This is a genomic window from Pseudomonas panipatensis (assembly GCF_900099785.1).
Taxonomy (GTDB): Bacteria; Pseudomonadota; Gammaproteobacteria; order Pseudomonadales; family Pseudomonadaceae; genus Pseudomonas; species Pseudomonas panipatensis.
Genome location: NZ_FNDS01000006.1, coordinates 298884 through 316607 on the forward strand (window position 1 = coordinate 298884; position 17724 = coordinate 316607).

A 17724-nucleotide genomic window follows, 5' to 3' on the forward strand; every position below is an offset into this window, starting at 1 on the left:
AGATGCAATGGGTCAAGCGCGTGTTCGGCGGGACGGCGTCCCGCCTGGATGGCAAGCCGGCAGTCCAGTCTTCGCTGATCATGGCGCTGGAGCCGCGCATGATGTTCGATGGCGCCGTGGCCGCGACCGCGGCCGCGGCGACCGACGTCGCCAAGAGCACCGACGCGCAGGACACCGCGAGCGCCGACAAGTCGGCGGCGGCCGCCAGCGCCAGCAAGGACACCAGCGGCGCCAGCCATGCCGCGGCGACGGACAGCGGCCAGGCCGCCGGTTCCGCCAGCGGGCGCAACGTGGTCTTCGTCGACTCCCGCGTGGCGGATGCCCAGCAACTGCTGCAGGGCGTCGCGGCGAACACCGACGTGGTCTTCCTCGAGCGCAACGGCAACGGCGTGCAGCAGATGGCCCAGTACCTGGCGGCGCATCCCGGCGCGGCTTCGGTGCAGATCATCGCCCACGGCAACGATGGCGACCTGTGGCTGGGCAGCAGCTATGTCAGCGCCGAGAACATCGCCGACTACGGCAACGCCCTGACGCAACTGGGCAGCAACATGCAGGCCGGCGGCGACATCCTCATCTATGCCTGCAACACCGCCCAGGGCGAGCGCGGGCAGACCTTCGTCGACGAGCTGGCGAGCCTCACCGGCCGCGATATCGCCGCCTCGAACGATCGCACCGGCAACGGCTCGGACTGGGACCTGGAAGTCACCACCGGCAGCATCGAGGCACGCCCGGTGCTGTCCGCGACTTCTACGTCCGCCTACAGCCATGACCTGGCGATCATCACTGTCACCAATGGTGCCGACTACGGTGCCGGTTCGCTGCGCCAGGCGATTCTCGATGCGTATGCTGGCGACACCGTCACCTTCTCCAGTGCGATGACGGTCAACCTCTACAACGGTGAGCTGAGCATCGGCAAAAGTCTGACCATCGACGGCGACCTCAACAACGACGGCGTAGCCGACGTCACCATCGATGCGCACCAGACCAGCCGCGTGCTGAGTGTCACTGCCGGCACGGTGAAGCTCGACGGGCTGGTGCTCACCGGCGGCCTGGTCTCGGGGGCGGGCGGGGACTTCAACTCCGTCAACGGCAAGGACGCGCTGGGCGCGGGCCTCGCGGTGACCGGCGGTACCGTGACCCTCGTCCACTCCAGCGTTACCGGCAACGCGGCGGCCGGCGGCGGCGGCAATGGCGGCGGTTACCATAACATCTACGGCTACGGTGGCGGCGGCGGTGGCGGCTTCAAAAACGTCGGCGGTGCCAGGGGGGGGGACTACAGCTCCCAGTACAAGGGCGCAACCGGTGGCTCCGGTAAGGGTGGCGATGGGGGCTATTCCATGCCCATCTCCAACTCGCAGTACTTCAATGGCCGTGGCGGCACCGCCAGCGGCTCTGCCGGCTTGGGTGGCACCACCTCCATCGGCTTGTCCACCGGGGGCTCCGGCGGATCGGCCGGCAACGCCAGCATCGGCTTCATCGGCGCCGGCGGCGGCGGTTCCGGGGTTTCCATGTCCGCTGGCGCCGGTTCCGGCGGTGCGGCGGCGGGTGGTATCTACATCGCCGCAGGGGCCACGCTCTACGTCTCCAGCACGACCATCAGCAACAACCTGGGGGCCGGCGGCGGCGGGGCCGGCAGCGGCAACAACGTTTCGGCCGGAGACGGCGGCGCTGGCGTCGGCGGCATCCTCAACAAGGGCACGCTGCACTATGACACCTCTGCGGCCAACCGGGTCATCTGGCAGAACAACTACGGTCGCGGCGGCCAGGGCGGCGGCAACGAGAACGGCAAATCGAGGGGCGCGGACGGCTCGGGCTTCAACACCGGCTCGGAGAGCCTGCTCACCACCGCGGGCGGTACCGTCGATTCCACCTGGAGGGCGGACGAGGCGCCAGTCAACACCACCAGCGCTGGACCCACGTTGTTCACCGAAGGCAACAACGTCGCCAGCACGCCGGTGGTCATCGATTCGGCGTTCACCGTCAGCGACGCCGACAACACCACCCTGGCCAGCGCCACGGTCAGCATCACCGGCAATTTCCACGGCAGCGAAGACGTCCTGGCGTTCGCCAACGACGGCTCGACGATGGGCAATATCGTCGGCAGCTACGACAGCGCCACCGGCGTGCTGACGCTGACTTCGGCCAGTGCGACGGCGACCCTGGCGCAATGGCAGGCGGCGCTGCGTTCGGTGACCTACACGGATACTTCCGATACGCCCAACACTAGCACCCGCACCATCAGCTTCATCACCAACGACGGCATACGCGCCAGCAATACTGCCGTGAAGACTGTCAGCGTGATCGCCGTCAACGACACGCCGATCGCCACGACCACCGGTGGCAGCACCGCCTATGTCGAAGGCAACAACGTCACCGCCACTGTGGTCGTCGACAGCGGCATCACGGTCAGCGACCTGGACAGCACGACGCTGGCCAGCGCCTCGGTCAGGATCGTTGGCGGTTTCGTCAGCGGCCAGGATGTTCTGGGGTTCTCCAATGTCCCCGCCACCATGGGCAACATCGTCGGCAGCTACGACAGCGCCACCGGCGTGCTGACGCTGACGTCGGCCAGCGCCACGGCGACCCTGGCGCAGTGGCAGGCGGCGCTGCGCTCGGTCACCTACGCCAATGCATCGGATACGCCCGATACCGGCAACCGCACCATCAGCTTCGCGGTTAACGACGGCAGTACCGCCAGCGCTGCCGGCAGCAAGACGGTAACGGTCGCCAGCACCAACGACTCGCCGGTGGTGACCGCCAGCGGCAGCACTACTGCGTTCGTCGAGGGCAACAACGTCACCAGCACGCCAGTGGTGATCGATAGCGCCGTCACTGTCAGCGATGGCGACAACGGCACGCTCGCCAGCGCCACCGTCGCCATTACCGGCAACTTTCATGGCAGCGAAGACCTACTGGCATTCGCCAACGACGGTTCGACGATGGGCAATATCGTCGGCAGCTACGACAGTGCGACCGGCGTGCTGACGCTGACCTCGGCCAGCGCCAGCGCGACCCTGGCGCAATGGCAGGCGGCGCTGCGCGCAGTCACTTACACGAACAGTTCCGAAACGCCCAACACCAGCAATCGCACCATCAGTTTCAGTGCCAACGACGGTATCGCCCAGGGCGTGGCCGCGGCCAAGGTGGTGAGCGTCACCGCGGTGAACGATACGCCGATCGCCAGCGTCAGCGGCGGCACCACGGCGGCGACCGAGAATCTCGCGGTGATCGTCGATGGCGGCCTGAGCCTCAGCGACCTGGACAGCACCACCCTGGCCAGCGCAACGGTCAGCGTCAGCGGCAACTTCCACAGTGGCGAAGACGTCCTGGCGTTCGCCAACGATGGCCTGACGATGGGCAATATTGTCGGTAGCTACGACAGCGGCACCGGCGTGCTGACGCTGACCTCGGCCAGCGCCAGCGCGACCCTCGCACAATGGCAGGCGGCGCTGCGCGCGGTGACCTACACCGATACCTCGGATGCGCCGAACACTGCCAACCGCACCATTAGCTTCAGCGTGAACGACGGCAGCTCGAGCAGCGTCGCGGTCGGCAAGATCGTCAGCGTGACGGCGGTCAACGATGCACCGGTGCTGAGCGTCAGCGGCGGCAGCGCCAGCTTCGTCGCCGGCGACAACGCCGCCAGCACGCCGGTGGCCATCGACGGCGCCCTGACGGTGGCCGATCCCGACAATGCCGGCCTGGCCAGCGCCACCGTGAGCATCGGCACTGGCTTCCACAGCGCCGAAGACGTGCTCGCGTTCAGCAACGACGGCAGCATGGGCAATATCGTCGGCAGCTACGACAGCGCGACCGGCGTGCTGACGCTGACCTCGGCCAGCGCCACGGCGACCCTGGCGCAATGGCAGGCGGCGCTGCGTTCGGTGACCTACACGAACACGGCAGTAACCCCGAACATCGCCACGCGCAGCATCGATTTCGCGGTCAACGACGGTGCCCTCGACAGCAACGTCGCTACCCGCACGGTGACGGTGAGCGCCACCGACCAGTCGCCGATCGTCACCACCAGCGGCGGCAGCGCAGCCTTCGTCGAGGGCAACAACGTCAGCAGCACGCCGGTGGTTGTCGACAGCGGCGTGAGCGTCAGCGACCTCGACAACGCGACTCTGTCCAGCGCTATAGTCAGCATCGGTAGCGGCTTCCACAGCGGCGAAGACCTGCTCGCGTTCAGCAACGACGGCAGCAGCATGGGCAATATCGTCGGCAGCTACGACAGCGCAACCGGTGTGCTGACGCTGACCTCGGCCAGCGCCTCGGCGACCCTGGCGCAATGGCAGGCCGCCTTGCGCTCGGTGACCTACAACAACTCGTCCGAGACGCCCAATACCGCGACCCGATCGATCGTTTTCGCGTTGAACGACGGCAGCAAGACCAGCGTCGCGGCCAGCCGCACGCTGAGCGTCACGGCGACCGACGATACGCCGGTGCTGACGAGCAGCGGTGGGACCACGGCCTTCACCGAAGGCAACAACGTCACCAGTACGTCGGTGGTGGTCGACAGCGGCCTGAGCGTCAGCGATCTCGACAGCGCCACGCTGTCCAGCGCCACGGTCAGTATCGGCAGTGGCTTCCATAGCGACCAAGACGTCCTGGCGTTCCTGAATAACAACTCCAGTGCCTTCGGCAATATCGTCGGCAGCTACAACGCCGGAACGGGCGTGCTGACCCTGTTTTCGTCCGGCGCCACGGCAACCCTGGCGCAATGGCAGGCGGCGTTGCGCGCGGTCACCTACAGCAACAGCTCGGATAACCCGGATACCGCCACGCGCACCATTGCGTTCAAGGTCAACGACGGCAGCAGCGACAGCGCGCTGGCCAGCAAGACGGTAAGCGTGACCGCGGTGAACGACACGCCGGTGGTCATGGCCTCGGGCGGCAGTGCCAGCTTCGTCGCCGGCGACAACGTCGCCAGCACGCCGGTCGCAGTCGATAGCGGGTTAGTGCTTAGCGACCTGGATAGCGCCACGCTGTCCAGCGCCACGGTGACGATCGTCGGCAATTTCCACTCCGCCGAAGACCTGCTGGCGTTCAGCAACGACGGCAGCAGCATGGGCAACATCGTCGGCAGCTACGACAGCGCCACCGGGGTGCTCACGCTGACCTCGGCCAACGCGTCGGCGACCCTGGCGCAATGGCAGGCCGCGTTGCGTGCGGTGACCTACGGCAACAGCGCGATCACCCCCAACACCGCCACCCGGACCCTCAGCTTCAGCGTCAACGACGGCACCGACGCCAGCAATAGCGCCACTCGCTCGGTGACGGTCACTGCGGTCGACCAGACCCCGGTGCTGACTACCGGCGGCAGCGGCAGCGCCTTTACCAAAGGTGGGCCGGCAGTGGCGGTCGACAGTGGCATCCTCGTAAGCGACCGCGACAACAGCACCCTGTCCAGCGCCACGGTCTCCATCACCGGTGGCTTCCAGAGCGGCGAGGACTCGCTGGCGTTCCTAAATACCAACACCAGTGCCTTCGGCAATATCGTCGGCAGCTACAACGCCGTAACGGGCGTGCTGACCCTGTATTCGTCCGGTGCCACGGCCAGCCTCGCGCAATGGCAGAACGCCCTGGCGGCGGTGACCTACGCCAACAGCTCCGCCGCTCCCGATACGGCGACTCGGACCGTGAGCTTCTCGGTGAGCGACGGTAGCAAGACCAGCGCCGTAGCGACCCGGAGCGTCAGTGTCCTGGTCAACCCGACCGTGCAGGACGTGAGCTCGAGCAGCGCCAATGGCGCCTACAAGGTCGGCGACACCGTTTATGTCACGGTCACCTTCGACCAGACGGTGAGCGTCGACACCAGCGGCGGCACGCCAAGCCTGCTGCTGGAGACCGGGGCCATCGACCGCAACGCCAGCTACGTCTCCGGCAGCGGCAGCACCACGCTGACCTTCGCCTACACCGTACAGGCCGGCGACCAGAGCAGCGACCTCGACTTCGCCTCGAGCGCAGCCCTGTCGCTGAACGGCGCGACTATCCGCAACGCGGGCAGCGACGATGCCATCCTGACCCTCGCCAGCCCCGGCAGCGCGCACTCGCTCGGCGCCAACAAGGCCCTCGTCATCGACGGTGTGGCGCCAAGCGTGAGCAGCGTTTCGGTGCCGGCCAACGGCACCTACGTGGTCGGGCAGAACCTCGATTTCACGGTCAACTACAGCGAGGCGGTGGTCGTCGATAGCAGCGCTGGCACGCCCTACATCACCGTCACGCTGGACACCGGCGGTACCGTCGACGCCCTCTACGTTTCCGGCTCGGGCACCTCGGCGCTGACCTTCCGCACGGTGGTCGGCAGCGGGCAACAGGACACCAACGGCATCGCCCTCGGCGCCAGCGTGCGACTCAACGGCGGCAGCCTGCGGGACGTCGCCGGCAACGATGCGCTGACCACCTTGAACGGCGTCGCATCGACCAGCAGTGTCCTGGTCGATGGCATCGCGCCCTCGGTAAGCGGCATCGCCCGCGTCGAGGCGTCGCCGAACAACGCGTCCTCGCTGCACTATTCCGTGAGCTTCAGTGAGGCGGTCAGCGGTCTCGACATCAGTGATTTCACCCTGGTCGGGACCGGCACGGCCAGCGGCGTGCTCTCGTCGGTCTCGCAGATCGACGCGCGGACCTACTCCGTGCTGGTCACGGCCGTCAGCGGCGATGGCAGCCTACGCCTGGACCTGAACGGCAGCGGCACTGGTGTCACCGACCTGGCCGGCAACGCGTTGCCCGCTGGCCTGCAGGGCGAGGTCTATACACTCGACCACAGCTCGCCGCAGGTGAACTCGGTCTCGGTGCCGGCCGATGGCGGCTACAAGGCCGGCGAGCTGTTGAGCTTCACCGTCAACGCCAGCGAATCCGTGCTGGTCGACAGCACGGGGGGCACGCCGCGCCTGGCCCTGACGATCGGCACGAGTACGGTTTATGCCGACTACGTTTCCGGCTCCGGCAGCTCCGCCCTGGTGTTCCAGTACCGGGTGCAGAGCGGCGACAACGATGCCGACGGTATCACCGTCGGCGCGCTCTCAGCCAACGGCGGCACCTTGCGCGACGCCGCCGGCAACGATGCGCTACTGACGCTGAACGCGGTCGGCGCCACTTCGCACGTACTGGTCGATACCCTGGTGCCGACCGTCACCAGCGTCGCCGTGCCCGGCGCGGGCAGCTACAACGCCGGTGATGTCCTGACCTTCACGGTCAACGCCAGTGAAGCACTGCAAATCGACAGCAGCAGCGGCACACCGCGCCTGGCCCTGGATATCGGCGGGCGCACGGTCTACGCCGATTACCTGTCGGGTTCCGGCGGCAGCGCGCTGCTGTTCCAGTACCGCGTCCAGGCCGGTGACAACGACGCCAATGGCATCGGCATCCTCGCCTTGCAAGCCAACGGCGGGACGCTGCGCGATGCCGCGGGCAACGCAGCCGCGCTGACCCTCAACAGCGTCCGCGACAGCCGGCAGGTGCTGGTCGATACCACGGCGCCGGGCGCCACCGCCATCAGCCGCGTGGAGGCCTCGCCGAGCGGCGCCAGCAGCCTGCATTTCGACGTCACCTTCAGCGAGGCGGTCGACGGCCTGAGCCTGTCGTCCTTCGCCTTGCAGAGCAGCGGCACGGCCAGCGGGCAGTTGGCCGCGGTCACTCGGCTCAACGACCTCACCTGGCGCGTCACCGTCGGCAATCTGAGCGGCGATGGCAATCTGTCCCTCGGCCTGCGCGCCGACAACGGCATCCATGACCAGGCCGGCAACAGCCTGCAGCAGGGCTTGCAAGGTCCGGCCTATGTGCTCGACCACACCGGGCCGGCGGTCAGCGCCGTGCAGGTGCCCGCCGACGGCCGCTACACGGCGGGGCAGACGCTGCAGTTCAGCGTCGACTTCAACGATGCGGTGAGCGTCGACACCAGCGGCGGCGTGCCGCGCATCGCCATCACCCTGCAGCGGGGCGGCACTGCCTACGCCACCTACGTTTCCGGTTCCGGCAGCAACCAGTTGCGCTTCGCCTACACCGTCGCTGCCGGCCAGTCCGACAGCGACGGTATCCAGTTGGCCGACGTCATCCAGAGCAACGGCGGGCGACTGACCGATACGCTCGGCAACGCGGCTGACCTGAACCTGGGCAGCCTGCCCAGCACCCGCGGCTTGCTTGTGCAGGGCAGCGGCGTCAACGGCGATCCGCAGCTGCGCGGCGACGACGGCCGTTTCACTCCGGCGCTGCCATTCGGCAATGGCAACCCCGGCAACGGCCCGGCGTTGCCTTCGCCGGTGCAGTACGCTGGTCCGCCGGCGCTGGGCCTGCCGCCGCTGCTCGATACATCCAACCAGGGGGCGGCGCAGTCGGCGTTCAGCAGCCTGTTCCGCAATACGCCGGCGCAGAGCCAGTTCGCGCTGATCTTCGCCAGCAACGCCAGCAACTCGTCCTGGGGGGACGGGTCCGGCGTCGGCTTCCTTGGTTTCGGTGGCGGCGACGCCGGGGTCTACGGCGAATCGACCTTGTCCTCGGTGTTCTCCGCGGCACTCGAACACGAGGACCAGGCGCTGTCGGCTTTCGATCACCGCGGCGCCGGCAAAGGGGGCTTGAGCGGCGTGTTCAGCGCGCCCGGTCTGGGCCAGCAATTGCATGAAATGAATCAGCGGGAGCAGCGCCAGGTCGCCGACCTGGCCAGAGCCTTCGGCGAGTTCGGCCGGGAGGGGCCGGCGAGCTGAGGGCGTCAGGGCTGACAACGATCAGTAGCCGTACAGGGGGCGGCTCGACAATGAACAGGCATTTCCGATTTTTCAGTGCCAGCTTGCTGGCACTGGCCATCAGTGGCTGCGCGGTGACCAGCGATCCGATCAGCCGCGCCAGCAGCGAGCAACGCGCGCGCGACGACCTGGCCGGCATGTTCAAGGCACAGGAGCCGCTGAGCGGCCCGCTGACCTTGAACGACGCCATGGCGCGGGCGGTCAAGTACAACCTCGAAGGGCGTCTCAAGGTCATGGAGGAAGCCCTGGCGCAGCGCCAGATCGACCTCGCCACCTTCGACATGCTGCCGCGCATGGCGCTGGACGCCGGCTACGTCGGGCGTAACAACGTCAACGCCTCCAGCAGCCAGAGCGTGCGCACCGGCCAGCAGTCCCTGGAACCGTCCACCTCGCAGGACCGCGACCGCAACGTCGCCGACCTGACCATGGTGTGGAACGTCCTCGACTTCGGCGTCAGCTATGTCAGCGCCAAGCAGCAGGCCGACCAGCGTCTGATCGTTCAGGAACGCCGGCGCAAGGTCGTCCAGACGATCATCCAGGACGTGCGCTCGGCCTACTGGCGCGCGGTGGCCGCCGAACGCCTGCTGGGCCGCATCGACAGCCTGATGGCGCGCGTCGACCAGGCGCGCAAGGACAGCCAGAACCTGAGCAGCCAGCGCATCGGCGATCCGGTCCAGGCGATGAGCTACCAGCGCTCGCTGATCGAAGCCACGCGGCAACTGGAAGAGCAGCGCAAGGCGCTGTCGCTGGCCAAGACCGAGTTGGCCACCCTGGTCAACCTGCCGCCGGGCACCGATGTGAAACTGGCGATGCCGGCCGACGACTACCCGGTGCCGGAACTCAAGGTCGACATGGGCCGCCTGGAATACGAAGCCCTGGCGTCGCGCCCGGAGCTGCGCGAGCAGGACTACCAGGCGCGGATCAGCGCCGCCGAGACCAAGAAGGCCATGCTGCGTCTGTTGCCGGGGCTGGAGTTCTCCGCTGGCGGGCATTACGACAGCAACTCCTACCTGGTCAACGATCGTTGGGCCGACTACGGCGTCAAGGTGACCTGGAACCTGTTCAACGTGCTGTCCGGCCCGGCCGCGATCAAGGTCGCCAAGGCGGGCGAAGAACTCTCCGCCGCACGCCGCCAGGCGCTGTCGATGGCGGTGTTGGCGCAGCTCTACGTGGCCAACGCCAACTACCAGGAAGCCCGCCGGCAGTTCCACACCAGCGAAGAACTGGCGAGCCTCGACGGCCAGATCACCCAGGAGCTGCGCAACCGCCGCCAGGCCCAGGGCATCGGCGAACTGGAGCTGATCCAGGGCGAACTGAACCACCTGCAGGCCGACCTGCAACGCGACCTGGCCTATGCCGAACTGCGCAATGCCTACAGCCAGGTGTTCTCCAGCGTCGGCCTCGACCCGCTGCCGGCACAGCTCAAGTCCGACTCCCTCAGCGACATCGGCCAGGCCCTGGCGACCCGCGAGGCGCAGTGGCAGCGCGGTGAGATCGCCGCCGAGCCGCTGACGCAGCAGCGCTGACGGCCGCATAGCAAAACGCCGAAGGCAGACGGACGTCTGCTTTCGGCGTTTTGCCGTGGGCGTCGCCCGGACACGGCCAGCCGCGCCTCGGCGGAACCCTGCTGGCGGCGGGAGGCCGCGCTCAGTCGTTGCGCGGCAGTCGCAGTCTGGCCTGCAGGCCGCCGCCGGGTTTGTTCTGCAGGCGCACGTTGCCGCCCAGGCGCTCCATGATCATCGCCACGATGGACAGGCCGAGGCCGGCGCCGTTCTGGTGGCCTTCGCTGACGAAGCGCTGGAACGCGCGCTCGATCTTGGCTTCGTCGATGCCGGGGCCCTGGTCCTCGACCATCAGTTCGAGTTGGCCGTCGCGGGGCTGCAGGGTGACTCGGATCAGGCCGCGCGGCGGGGAGAAGTTCACCGCGTTGGTGACCAGGTTCTGCAGGGCGATACCGATGGCGCCGGCATCGCTGTTGATGTGGTAGTCGCCGGGGGTGATTTCCAGCGCCGGCTCCATGCCCTGGCGGAGTATCCAGGGGGTGAGTTCGGCCATGGTGTCGGTGACCACCGAGGCCAGGTCGACCGGCGTCCACTGGCGCTGGCTGAGCATCGGCTCGATGCGCGCCATGGTCAGCAACTGGTTGACCACCCGACTCAGGCGGTCGACGCCGCCGATGAGGAAGCCCAGGGCCTCCTGACGTTCGGCCTCGTTGCTGGCGTTCTGCGCGTTCTGTGCGTGCAGGCGCAGGATCGCCAGCGGCGTGCGCATCTCGTGGGCGGCGTCGGCGATGAAGCGGTGCTCGCGCTTGAGCAGGGTTTCGATCTGCCCGAGCAGGCGGTTGAGCGCCGCCTGCATCGGCTCCAGTTCCTTCGGCAGGGGCACCAGTTGCAGCGGTTCGAGGGATTCGGCATGCCGCGCGCGAATCACCCGGGCCATGTTCTGCAAGGGCTGCAGGCCCCAGCCGATGGCCAGCCAGACCAGCGCCACCAGGGCCAGACTGCCGATCATGAAGGGCAGCAGGGTGTGGCGGACGATGCGGTCGACCAGGTCGCCGCGCACGTCGTTGCGTTCGCCGACCCAGATCAGCAGGTGGTCTTCCGGGACGGGCAGAAGGAAGCCGCGCCACTCCTGGCCATCGACGCGGAAGTTGGCGAAACCGGGCTTGGTCAACGGCCGGGTGAAGCTCGGCGCGCTGGGCGTGTGCACGAGGATCTGCCCGCTATCGCGCCAGACCTGGAAGCCCAGCTTGTTCTCGTAGGGATGGCCGACGCGGTGCTGTCCGGCCTGGCTCAGGGCGTCGTTGAAGGCCGCGTAGAGTGCGCGCTGCTCGACGTCGTCCAGCGGCATCTTCATCACCCCTTGCAGCAGGCGGGCGTTCTGCGCCAGGTGGGCGTCGTAGACCTCGGCGATCTCCTTGCCGCTGTCGCGGTAGTTGTACAGCGTCAGCAGCCCGGTACCGATCAGCAGCAAGAGCATGACGCGCCACAGGGTGCGGCGGCGCAGCGAACTCATGGATTGCCTTCCACCAGGTAGCCGATGCCGCGCACGGTGCGGATGAGGTCACTGAAGAGTTTCTTGCGCAGGTGGTAGATGTGCACTTCCAGGGTGTTGCTTTCGGCCTCTTCGTCCCAGCCGTAGAGCAACTGGGTCAGGCGCTCGCGGGTGAAGACCTTGCCCGGCTGCGCCAGCAGTTCGTGCAGCAGGCAGTATTCCTTGGGCGTCAGCACCACCTGGCGGCCCTGGTAGGTGACCTGCTGCGACGCCGGGTCGAGGCTGACCCCGGCGTGCTCGATCAGCACCTTGGCGCGGCCCGCGCTGCGCCGCAGCAGGGCGCGCAGGCGGGCCTTGAGTTCGTCGAGGTCGAAGGGCTTGACCAGGTAGTCGTCGGCGCCGGCGTCGAGGCCGGCGATGCGGTCCTCGGTGGCGTCCCGCGCGGTGAGGATGAGCACCGGCAGGTTGGAGCCGCTGGCGCGCAGGCGCCGCAGCACCTCGATGCCGTCCAGGCGCGGCAGGCCGAGGTCGAGCACCGCCACATCGAAGTTTTCCCCGAGCAGGGCGTGCAGCGCGCTGCTGCCGTCCTGCAGCCAGTCGATGGTGTAGCCTTCCTGGCGCAGCCCGGTGCGCACCCCTTCGCCCAGCGCCGTATCGTCCTCAACCAACAGCAATCGCATGGTCAGCCCTGTTTCTCCCGGATGGCCTTGAGTAAAGCATCGATTTCGCCACGGCGGCCCTGGTCCGCCAGTTCGCGGCCCGGACGCGGCGCCGCCTGCAAGGCCTTTTCCAAGGCGGCGCGGGCTTCGCCGTAGCGTGCCCCACGATACAGGTGATCGGCCCAGAAGTAGAGCGTGTCGATCCCCGTCGGGTTGAGCGCCAGGGCCTTGCGCAGCATGGCCTCGGCCTTGTCGGCGTCACCGAAGCCGATCGGCCAGCCCGGTACGCGGTCGTAGAGCGCGCCGAGGCTGGTGTAGGCCGAGCCTTGCAGGGCGTTGGGGTCGAGCTGGATGGCTTTTTCCAGGCTCGCACGCGCCGCCTTGACCTTGCCCAGCGCACCGATGCCCCCGGCGGCGCCGGCCCAACTGCTGCTGACGATGCCGTTCCAGATCCAGGCTTCGGCGGCGCCGGGTTGCTCGCGGGTGAAGGCATCGCTGTCCGCCGCCAGCTTCTCGAAGGCGGCGGCACGCTGGGCTTCCGGCAGCTTGTACTGGATTTCCGCCCAGCGTTGCTGGATTCCGGCGAGGCGCTGGGCGCCGGCCTGGTCCAGGGCCCAGGTGAAGGGCGCGATCAGCAGCAGGCCGATGAGGACGAGGCGTTTCATCGATTGGACTCCTTGGCATTGGCATCGCTGTAGCGGCGAATCAGCGGCAGTTGTTTGCGCAGGGCGCGGTCGACCAGTCCGGGAAGCATGCCGTTGAGGCGCACGAAGAGCTTTTCCGGCCAGCCCAGGTAGAGTTCGCTGAGGTTCTTCTCCACCGCCGCGAGCACCGCGCGGGCGACGTCCTGCGGGTCGTCCATGCCGACCTTCAGCGCCAGGTTGAGAGCGGTGGCGGCGGCGCTGTTCATGCTCGTGCGGGTGGCGCGCGGGGCGACGTAGAGCACGTCCACCGAGGTGTCGGCCAGTTCGCGGCGCAGCGCCTCGGAGAAGCCGCGCAGGGCGAATTTGCTGGCGCAGTAGGTGGCGTAGCCGGGGTAGCCGATCGAGCCATAGGTCGAGCCGACGTTGACCACCAGGGCATGCGTCTGCTCGCGCAGCAGCGGCAGCAGCACGCGGGTCAGTTGCAGGGTGGCGTTGATGTTCAGTTCGAGCAGGTCGTCGAGTTGCTCTTCGTCGATCTGTTCGAGCAGGGCGAAGCGGTTGACCCCGGCGGCGTTGATCAGCAGGTTGATCCCGCCCATGTCACGCGCGGCTTCCACGATGGCATGGCGCCCGGCGCTGTCGCGCAGGTCGGCGGACTGCCAGCGCAGTTGCTGCGGATAGCGCCGCAACAGCTCGGCGAGGTCGTCCTGGCGGCGGCTCACGGCGAGCACCTTGGCTCCCGCTGCGCAGAGCTGCTCGGCCAGCGGCAGGCCGATGCCGCCGCTGGCGCCGGTGAGCACGGCACGGCATTCAGAGATGCGCATGACGCACCTCGCCGGCTTCGTTCTGCGCGCGCGGCAGGCCGCGGAACATGTCGCTGTACAAGTGGTAGACGACCTTGGCCGAGTGGATCACCGCCTGCTGATCCTGCGGCTGGTCGAGGCGGTCCATCAGGGTGCGGTAGGTGGCCATGTGTTCCTGGTCCAGCGCGCCATGGGAATTCAGGTAGCTGAAGGCCGTGGGCGGCAGGCTCAGGGTCTGGCGAATGCTGCCGGCGGCATGGGTGGCGAGGGCCACGCTGGTGCCTTCGAGCACGTTGACCATGCCGAACAGGCCGACCGGGTTGTCGCGGGCGATCAGGTCGTAGAGGAAGGCCACCATCAGCTCGATGGGCAGCGCCGGGCGGCTGTTGCGCACCTGCTCGGGGTCGCCGCCGCAGGCCTCGATGTCATTGAGGATCCACTGCTCGTGGCCGTACTCCTCCTCGATGTATTCGCAGACGGCGCCGCGCAGCCATTCCAGGCGCGCGGGCAGCTTGGCGCCGCAGGCCATCATCAGCGGTACGGTGTGGCGCACGTGGTGATAGGCCTGGGTCAGGAAGGCGACATAGCCGTCCAGGCTGACGGCGCCACCCAGGGCGTCGCGGATCACCGGAACGCTGAACAGCGCCTGGCGTTCCTCGGCAGTGGCGGTTTGCAGGGTTTCGAAGAAAGACATGGCAGTGAACCTCACTCGGTCACGAGTTCAAACAAAGCGTTGCGGTAGCGCTCGAGGATTTCCGCGCGGCGCGGTCGGCCGTTGGCGGTGAGCATCCCGTTCTGTGCGGTAAAGGGCTCGGGCAGGCGCTTCCAGGCGTGCACCCGGGCATAGTCGGGCAGGCTGGCGTTGCATTGGCGCACCGCCTGCTCCAGGGTTTCGTCGCTGGCCTGTGGGTCCAGCGGCCAGAGCAGCGCCAGGTTCTGCTGCAGGCCCTCGCCATGGACGAAGGCTTGCAGGATGGCGCCGTGCTGGGTCAGTTCGGCTTCGATCCATTCCGGGTTGACGTTGCGCCCGAAGCTGGTGATGAACTGGTTCTTCTTGCGCCCGGCGAGGTAGAGATAACCGTCTTCGTCGAAGCGGCCGAGGTCGCCGGTCGGCCACCACTGGCCGTCGAAGGGCGGCTCGCCGAGGTAGCCGAGCAGGGTCGAACCGCTGACCAGTACCTCGCCGTCGGCCGCCAGCTTGACCTGGACGTGCGGCAGCGGCCGGCCGACGCTGCCCGGCCGATTGGCGCCGGGACGGTTCAGGCTGACCACCGAGGCGCATTCGGACAGGCCGTAGCCCTCGAACACCGGCAGGCCGACCTTGGCCGCGCGCTGCAGCAGGCTCGGTGCGACGCGCGCGCCACCGACGGCGACGAAGCGCAGCGGTCCGACGCGCATCAGGCCGCGTTCGATGGCGGTGACCAGGCCGAGCAGCAATTGCGGCACCAGGATCAGGCTCTGCGCGCCGCTCAGGGCGATGCAGCCGAGCAGGCGCTTCCAGTCCACGCCGCTGGCGCCGCTGATCCCCAGTTGCGTCTGCGGCAGCAGGGTCAGGCTGGCGCCGGCCAGCAGGGCGGCATAGAGGCCGAGGTTTTCCAGCAACACCGCCAGCGGCAGGACCGCCAGGTAGTGCCGCGGCTCGGCGGGACGGCTGGCCAGCTCCAGTTCCCTGGCCACGCGCAGCATGGCGTCGGCGGAGAGGCAGACGCCCTTGGGCGTGCCGGTGCTACCGGAGGTGTAGGTGATCTTCGCGGTGCCTGTCGGCAGACCGGCATCGACCACCGCCGGACGCTGCCAGAACGGCTCGCCGGCAGTGAAACCGCTGGCGCGCAGCTCCTCGGCCAGCTCGGGGCCGGTCAGCGCCAGGTTGGCCTGGCTCTGCATCAGGCAGTGGGCGCGCTGCGCCGGGCTGAAGAAGGGCGGCAGGATCACGCAGGGACGCTCGGCGAGCAGCGCCGCCAGGTCCCAGAAGAGCAATTCCGGGCCGTTCTCCAGGGACAGGGCGAAGACGCCGGGCGGCTGGTTGCGCAGCAGCATCTCGCGCTGCTCGACCTCGGCCAGCAACTGCGCGTAGCTGTAGCTGCGGCTGGCGCCGCGCAGGGCTACCTGGCTGGCGCGCTGCTGCGCATGCTCGCGCAGGGTGTCGCGCCAGCGTTCGAGTTCAGGCTGCATGGCCGTTCTCCGTCAGCAGCAGGGGAAAACCCAGGCGGCCGAACACGCCGTTGCGCTCCAGTTCGTCGTGGCCGTAACCGATATTGCCGGCGAACACCCGCGGGTGCTGTGCGTAGTAGCTGCCCCAGCAGGCGCTTTCGCCGTTCAGCCGCGTCGGGTCGGCGGAGGCCAGCACACTGGGTTCCAGCCCCAGGCGGTGGAAGCTGTTGACCAGGCTGGCGGCGCCGGTGAAGGCCACCCAGTGCATGCCACGGGCGGCCAGCAGCCAGGTCACCGCGATGATCATCAGCCGCGCGTTGCCGGCGCTGAGCGCCGCCAGGTTGCCGACTTCCACCAGCTCGCTGCGCGGCACGATGCGTCCGGCCAGGCGCGATACCGGCGCTTCCAGCGGTTCGTCCAGGTAGCGTTCGAGGAACAGCGTGCCCTGGCTCGCCGGGCGCATGCCGGTGACCGCGGTCAGGCGACCGTGGCTGTCGCGCAGGGCGACCAGTTCAGGCAGGAAATGGTGAACGTCGGCATGGTGGACCTGCTCGAAACGTTCATGGATGAAGCTCTCGGCCTCCGCGCGTCCGGGATCGCCTTGGCGCAGCAGGTGGAGACTGGCTCGGCGCTCGTTGTGGGTGCCGAAGTGGAATGGAAACAGGTCATTCCATTCAGTCTGGGTCATCTCGCTCCCCCTTTCGGGACTTCTCGATGGCGAGAAGTATCGGACGCGAGTCTGAATGGAATCTGAAGGGCGGCGAATTCGCCGGTGCCCCGCGCGGGGCTCTGCAGCGCGCTATTCGATCTCGAACAGGCCGTTGCGGATCGGCCCGACGTTGAGCCGCGCCCGCACGTCGTCGTCGATGCGCGGATCGTCCGGGCGGTACAGCTTGACCTGGCGATAGGCGTTGATGCGGTTGATCTCCGGCCCCAGGTACTCCCAGACCACCCGGGTGCAGGCCGGTGTGCGCCGGTCGCCGCTGGAGACCCCGGTCTTCAGGCCGTTGAGGCGGGTGATGCGGCTCTTGAAGCTGGGGATGAGGATGGTCTGGCTCATCTCGTTGACCGTCAGCGATTCGTAATCGATCAGGAACAGCCGGTCCTGTAGCTGGAATGCCGCGCCCAGGTAGCGGCAGCGCACCCAGTCCTCGGCCTGCACATCGGTGCTGCTGGAGCGCTCCTGGCGTTCCTGGCGCTCGAAGAGGAAGTTGCCCTGGTCTTCCCACAGGTGCACCAGCGACAACAGGATCGAGCCCGGCACCGACATGCAGTTGGAGTACTCGAAGTAGTAGCCGCAGTAGCGCGACAGGTTGCCGGCCTGTTCGCGCAGCGGCCGCAGCATGGCCAGCAGCGGGTCGTTCTGCGCGGCGCCGGGCCGGGCGCTGCCGCGCGCGCCGATCAGGCGGGCGAACTGTTCCGGCGGCAGGCCCAGTTCGTAGTCCTCGACGCCGAAGAAATCGCCGATGCGCTTGAGGTTGTACGGGGTAGGGCGGCTTTGCCCGTTGAGGTACTTGTTGAACTGCGCGCGGTTGATCGAGAGCAGCCGGCAGACCTCGGAGATAGAGCGGTAGTGGCTGCAGGCGAGTTTCAGGTTGTCGCCCAGATGGTCAGGCATGGCGGGTTCACCGGTTGATGCGAGCGATGCCAGTCTAGCATCAGCTCGCGTCAGTTCGGAGCAACCCGCGAAATTGTCACGACGCCTTGCCTTGGCCAACCTTGCCCGCCA

At 67.8% G+C, this 17724-nt stretch carries 10 protein-coding genes; 2 read left to right on the forward strand and 8 right to left on the reverse strand.

Annotated features, from left to right (window positions below; all coding sequences use genetic code 11):
* Window positions 1–2 precede the first annotated feature (2 nt).
* Together BLQ74_RS15995 and BLQ74_RS16000 are read left to right on the forward strand one after the other, a co-directional pair.
* Complete coding sequence (locus BLQ74_RS15995; RefSeq protein WP_090263869.1) at window positions 3–8705, forward strand: DUF4347 domain-containing protein; 8703 nt, start codon at window positions 3–5, stop codon at window positions 8703–8705.
* Between the two features lie 50 nt (window positions 8706–8755).
* Complete coding sequence (locus BLQ74_RS16000; protein ID WP_090263871.1) at window positions 8756–10270, forward strand: TolC family protein; 1515 nt, start codon at window positions 8756–8758, stop codon at window positions 10268–10270.
* A 121-nt stretch (window positions 10271–10391) separates the two neighbouring features.
* Here BLQ74_RS16000 and BLQ74_RS16005 read toward each other — a convergent pair whose 3' ends face one another.
* The 8 genes from BLQ74_RS16005 to BLQ74_RS16040 form a co-directional block, all read right to left on the reverse strand.
* On the reverse strand, window positions 10392–11759 hold the full coding sequence (locus tag BLQ74_RS16005; protein ID WP_090263873.1) for a sensor histidine kinase: 1368 nt from the start codon (window positions 11757–11759) through the stop codon (window positions 10392–10394).
* Entirely contained in the window at window positions 11756–12418 is a 663-nt protein-coding gene (locus BLQ74_RS16010) for a response regulator (protein WP_090263875.1), read from the reverse strand. The genes BLQ74_RS16005 and BLQ74_RS16010 overlap by 4 nt, the downstream gene beginning before the upstream one ends.
* A 2-nt stretch (window positions 12419–12420) precedes the next feature.
* On the reverse strand, window positions 12421–13062 hold the full coding sequence (locus BLQ74_RS16015) for a tetratricopeptide repeat protein (protein ID WP_090263877.1): 642 nt from the start codon (window positions 13060–13062) through the stop codon (window positions 12421–12423).
* On the reverse strand, window positions 13059–13865 hold the full coding sequence (locus tag BLQ74_RS16020; protein WP_090263879.1) for an SDR family oxidoreductase: 807 nt from the start codon (window positions 13863–13865) through the stop codon (window positions 13059–13061). Before BLQ74_RS16020 ends, BLQ74_RS16015 begins: the two co-directional genes overlap by 4 nt.
* Window positions 13852–14538 carry an iron-containing redox enzyme family protein gene (locus BLQ74_RS16025; protein WP_090263881.1) on the reverse strand — a complete coding sequence of 229 codons (687 nt, stop codon included), beginning with the start codon at window positions 14536–14538 and terminating at the stop codon, window positions 13852–13854. The genes BLQ74_RS16020 and BLQ74_RS16025 overlap by 14 nt, the downstream gene beginning before the upstream one ends.
* 11 nt (window positions 14539–14549) lie before the next feature.
* The gene (locus BLQ74_RS16030) at window positions 14550–16016 is read right to left on the reverse strand and encodes an AMP-binding protein (protein WP_090263883.1); all 1467 of its coding nucleotides are present in this window, start codon (window positions 16014–16016) and stop codon (window positions 14550–14552) included.
* On the reverse strand, window positions 16006–16683 hold the full coding sequence (locus tag BLQ74_RS16035) for a thermostable hemolysin (RefSeq protein WP_090263885.1): 678 nt from the start codon (window positions 16681–16683) through the stop codon (window positions 16006–16008). The genes BLQ74_RS16030 and BLQ74_RS16035 overlap by 11 nt, the downstream gene beginning before the upstream one ends.
* A gap of 111 nt (window positions 16684–16794) precedes the next feature.
* Complete coding sequence (locus BLQ74_RS16040; protein WP_090263887.1) at window positions 16795–17613, reverse strand: helix-turn-helix domain-containing protein; 819 nt, start codon at window positions 17611–17613, stop codon at window positions 16795–16797.
* Between the last annotated feature and the right edge of the window lie 111 nt (window positions 17614–17724).

Coding starts and splice junctions, on each gene's coding strand:
- BLQ74_RS15995 (WP_090263869.1), top strand. CDS start 3: ATGCAATGGGTCAAGCGCGTGTTCGGCGGGACGGCGTCCCGCCTGGAT.
- BLQ74_RS16000 (WP_090263871.1), top strand. CDS start 8,756: ATGAACAGGCATTTCCGATTTTTCAGTGCCAGCTTGCTGGCACTGGCC.
- BLQ74_RS16005 (WP_090263873.1), bottom strand. CDS start 11,759: ATGAGTTCGCTGCGCCGCCGCACCCTGTGGCGCGTCATGCTCTTGCTG.
- BLQ74_RS16010 (WP_090263875.1), bottom strand. CDS start 12,418: ATGCGATTGCTGTTGGTTGAGGACGATACGGCGCTGGGCGAAGGGGTG.
- BLQ74_RS16015 (WP_090263877.1), bottom strand. CDS start 13,062: ATGAAACGCCTCGTCCTCATCGGCCTGCTGCTGATCGCGCCCTTCACC.
- BLQ74_RS16020 (WP_090263879.1), bottom strand. CDS start 13,865: ATGCGCATCTCTGAATGCCGTGCCGTGCTCACCGGCGCCAGCGGCGGC.
- BLQ74_RS16025 (WP_090263881.1), bottom strand. CDS start 14,538: ATGTCTTTCTTCGAAACCCTGCAAACCGCCACTGCCGAGGAACGCCAG.
- BLQ74_RS16030 (WP_090263883.1), bottom strand. CDS start 16,016: ATGCAGCCTGAACTCGAACGCTGGCGCGACACCCTGCGCGAGCATGCG.
- BLQ74_RS16035 (WP_090263885.1), bottom strand. CDS start 16,683: ATGACCCAGACTGAATGGAATGACCTGTTTCCATTCCACTTCGGCACC.
- BLQ74_RS16040 (WP_090263887.1), bottom strand. CDS start 17,613: ATGCCTGACCATCTGGGCGACAACCTGAAACTCGCCTGCAGCCACTAC.